General features: G+C 67.7%; 4 protein-coding genes. 2 read left to right on the top strand and 2 right to left on the bottom strand.

Annotated elements, in window-relative coordinates; genetic code table 11:
* Window positions 1-256 precede the first annotated feature (256 nt).
* Window positions 257-955 (top strand): transposase, encoded by a 699-nt coding sequence (locus DWW12_RS04640; RefSeq protein WP_199570689.1) that lies wholly within the window; start codon window positions 257-259, stop codon window positions 953-955.
* Here the strand turns inward: DWW12_RS04640 and istB are convergent.
* Complete coding sequence (gene istB / locus DWW12_RS04645) at window positions 879-1667, bottom strand: IS21-like element helper ATPase IstB (protein ID WP_117774414.1); 789 nt, start codon at window positions 1665-1667, stop codon at window positions 879-881. The genes DWW12_RS04640 and istB overlap by 77 nt on opposite strands.
* Window positions 1664-2902 (bottom strand): IS21 family transposase, encoded by a 1239-nt coding sequence (istA, locus tag DWW12_RS04650; RefSeq protein ID WP_117855211.1) that lies wholly within the window; start codon window positions 2900-2902, stop codon window positions 1664-1666. Before istA ends, istB begins: the two co-directional genes overlap by 4 nt.
* A 423-nt stretch (window positions 2903-3325) precedes the next feature.
* On the opposite strand from istA, the gene DWW12_RS09825 reads away from it, so the two are divergent.
* Window positions 3326-3685 carry an IS110 family transposase gene (locus DWW12_RS09825; protein ID WP_050766140.1) on the top strand — a complete coding sequence of 120 codons (360 nt, stop codon included), beginning with the start codon at window positions 3326-3328 and terminating at the stop codon, window positions 3683-3685.
* Window positions 3686-4010 lie beyond the last annotated feature (325 nt).

Here is a 4010-nt window from a genome sequence, read left to right on the forward strand (position 1 = left end):
AACGTCCATTACAGTCGAAATTGTCAGCCCGGGCCCGTCTCGGGCTACGATTGAGGCGCGCCCAGAACGGGCCGCCGACCGGGCGCCCGCGCACGGCCGAACGTCCCTGCCCCCGAGAGGGCCCGTTGGGTGCTGCCGGCGCGGGACGCGCCGCCCCCGACGGCTGATAGGAAAGTGCCGGGCAGGCGCCGCGGCTGGTAATGTGAGTGCCGAGGGGGAGGCCATCCGGTCGAACGACTACCGGAAGGATACCACCGTGAAAGCGCCATCGACCAGACCCGCGGCCGTGCTCGGCCTGGACGTCGGCAAGTCCTCCCACTGGGCCTGCCCGATCGACCGCGGAGGGGAGGTGCTGGCCAGCGCCCCCGTCCGCAACCGGGAGGGCGCTCTCGACGCGCTGTTCTCCTCCGCGCCCGCCGGCACGCTCGTCGTCGTCGACCAGTTCCGCAACATAGGGTCCCTCGCCGTGAGGCGCGCCCGTGCCGCGGGGCTGGCGGTCGCCTACCTGCCCGGCCTCGCCGCCAGCCGCGCCGCCGGGCTGTTCGCCGGCGAGGCCAAGACCGACGAGCGCGACGCCGAGGTGATCGCGCGGACCGCCCTGGGCGTGCCGGACTCCCTGTCGGGGGTCCCGGGCCGCGGCGAGGCCCTCGAGGCCGCCCGCGCCCTCTCGTCGCAGCGCGACCACGTCGTCGCCTGCGCGACCAGGGACAAGAACCGCCTGCGCGCGGTGCTGCTCGAGTCCTGCCCGGCCCTCGAGGCCGCGGTCGACCTGTTGTTAGCGTCAATATATTTTTCACCATTTTCACCAACGTATTTTCGCCAATCGCGCCAACGCGGATGCGCCGGATTCGCCAACGCGGATGCGCCGCTTTCGGCGTCTAGGCTCCCTCCTCCTTCCCGTCCTCACCGCCGATGGATACGTCCTTCAGGCGGTACGACCGTCCCGTTATCTTGATCATCGCGCAATGGTGGCAAAGCCTGTCGGCCACCGCCGAGGCCGTGACGTTGCTGCCGAACACGTCGCCCCACCTGCCCACCGGCACGTTGGTCGTGACGACGGTCGACCGCTTTAGCGCGTAGCGCCTGTTGACCAGCTGGAACAGCAGGTCGGCGCCCTCCTTGCCGATGTCGAGGTAGCCGAGCTCGTCTATTATCAGCAGGCTGCAGTGCTCGTAGAACCGCATCCTGCGCGCCAGCGCCTCCTTCGCCGAGGCGTGCTTGAGGTCCTCGACCAGCCTCGAGCAGTCGGCGAAGTACACCTGCTTGCGGGCCATCACCGCCTCGTGGCCTATGGCTATCGACAGGTGGGTCTTGCCGACGCCCGGGCTGCCGACGAGCACGACGTTGTCGCCGCGGTCGATGAACTCGAGCGTGGCCAGCTGCTCGACCAGCCCGCGCGGCACGCTCGGCTGGAAGCCCCAGTCGAAGTCGGCCAGCGTCTTTATGTAGGGGAAGTTGGCCATCCTCGTGCGGCGCTCGTCGTCGGCGCGCCGCTTGAGGGCTATCTGGGCGTCGGTGAGCTCGAGCATGGCGTCGACCAGGCCCTTCCTCCCGTCGGCGACGAGCCTGACGTACTCGGGCACCGACGACGCCATGCCCTCGAGCCCCAGCTCCTCGAGGTTGGCCGCCAGGCGGTTGAGGGGGCTGGCCTGCACGGCGGCGCTCACAGCGAGCCCCCTATCGAGTCGAGCAGGCCGAGGTTGGCCGCGGCGGCCGCCTCGATGTCGCCGGCGGCGTCGCCGAACCACCGCTTGCCGGCCATGGCCTCGGCGTAGTGCGCCGGGTCGTAGGCCGGCCCGCCCGCCACGTGCGTGGCCACCAGCTCGCCGCCGACGTAGCAGTCCATCGCGCCGCCGGGCATGCAGACGATGCGGGCGGGCCTGCCGATGCAGCGCCTGGGCACCGACATGGGCTCGCCGTGCGCGCCCACCAGCATCGTTGCCGGGACCCTGGCCACGCGCACCACGTCGCCCATCGCCTCCTCGAGGGCGCGCAGGTTGCCGACGGGCAGCAGCGCGTCCTTCTCCTCCATGAACAGCGCGGAGGGAGGCAGCCCCGTGGTCTCGTTGGGCTCGGAGTTGCTGGCGTCCTCGATCCGCGCGACGATCTCGTCGATGTCGTCCCAGCCGTCGAAGTCGCCCTGGTAGGCCATGAGCCGCGACAGGAAGCGGTTCGACGACTCGACCTTGCCCTTCGTCTGGGGGCTGCGCGGGCGGCACAGCTTCAGCTCGAAGCCGGCGGCCTTGGCGAACTCGTACGCGCGCTGGACCTTGAGGCGCCTGCCGCCCTTGACCGTCACCAGGGCGGACATGTTGTCCGTGACCCACTCGCGCGGCACGCCGCCGAGCCTCGCGATCGTGGCGTACATGCACCTGACCAGGTCGTCGGTCGTCCTGGTCCTCGACCGGATGAATATGTGCCTGCGGGAATGGCCCAGCGTCGCCGCGAACACGTTGAGCTCGAACAGCTCGCCGTCGCGGTTCGCCATCTTGACGGACTCCTTCCAGTCGAACTGCAGCTGCAGTCCGGGCGGCGTCTCGAAGCGCGGGTGCGGCTCCGGGCCGCCGGAGGCCCCGACGGCGATGCCGTTCTTGCGCATGAACTGGGTGAAGGCGTTGTAGCCGGCCAGGTCCTCGCCGGGATACCTGTGCAGCAGCCACTCGTGGATGCCCTTCTTGGTGACTCCCGGCAGCTGCGCCTTGGCGGCCACCTCCTCGATGTGCGCGTCGAACGAGCCCGCCCTGTCGCCGCGCCCGTCGTGGGGCCGCCCGCCCTCGGCCCTCCAGTACGACGCCACGGTGTGCCTGTCCTTGCCGTAGCGCTTCGCTATGTCGCTGAAGTTGGGCTTTATGCCCGCTTCCCTGTACATGTCCAACTCTCCGATCAGGTTCTTCTCCGCCACGGCCCGCTCCTCCCGAAAGCATCGTTCGCTCGTCGATCGAAGCGTAAGCCCCGGCGTTGGTGGAAATGGTGAAAATGCGTTGGCGCAAATGGCGGGATTGCGTTGGCATGATTGGTTGTTGAGCGTTGGTCAAAATGGTTGTTTTTACAGTAGCGCTAACACCTGTCGGACCGGCGGTGGCTGGAGCTGCTCGCCGGGTTCGGCGGGGCGTGGGGGATCGCCCGCTCCGGGGCCGGGGGCCCGCGGGCCGAGGCCGCCGGGGAGGCCGCGGCCGCCTCCACCGCGCCCCCGCCGGCGCTCGTCGAGGCCGAGAACAGGCAGGTCAGGTTCCTGGCCGCCCGGATATCGGAGGCCCTCGACGAGGCCGGGGCCCTCGAGGCCGAGACGGCGGCGCTGCTCGAGGGCGACGAGACCTACGCGTGCCTGCTCACCGTGCCCGGCATCGGCCCGAGGACCGCGGCGCAGCTCGCGGTGTCGGTCGACATCGGGAGGTTCCCGGACCACGACCACCTGGCCTCGTACTGCGGCATAGCCCCGAGGGTGAGGAGCTCCGGAACGTCGGTGAGGTCGGTCAGGGCGTCCAGGCGCGGCGACGCGAGGCTCAAGTCCCTGCTGATCTTCTCGTGCAACAGCCTGGTGAGGTCCTCGGGGCGCTACGGCGAGTACTACCGGGCCTGCAGGGCGCGGGGCATGGGGCACGGGCGGGCGCTCAAGGCCGTCGCGAGGAAGCGGCTCAGGGCGATATACGCCGTGATGCGCGACCGGGTGCCCTACCGGGAGTAGCCCCGACGGTTGACAAAACTATAGGAACACCCAACGACTACTTTCCTAGAGCATATTCCTTACCATTAGTCAAGCACCATCTGTTTAAACGAAATAGCCTCAACCCGAGCACATTTGTGTCTGTTTAAAACCGGCAATAATGAACAGCGTGCTCAATTCGGTCATGTAAATAGATCAGCTATCAATCCTCAGCAGCAAATCAGCCAAAATACTGGAATGTAATCAGCTTGTAACAAAACAAGACGTTTAAACAAATAATGCTACCTTTTGCAGTTTTTGGTTGATTTCCGATCTCAGCCGAACACATTGAGCAAATAGGTCGTTC

The organism is Collinsella sp. AF14-35, assembly GCF_003464565.1.
Classification (GTDB): Bacteria; Actinomycetota; Coriobacteriia; order Coriobacteriales; family Coriobacteriaceae; genus Collinsella.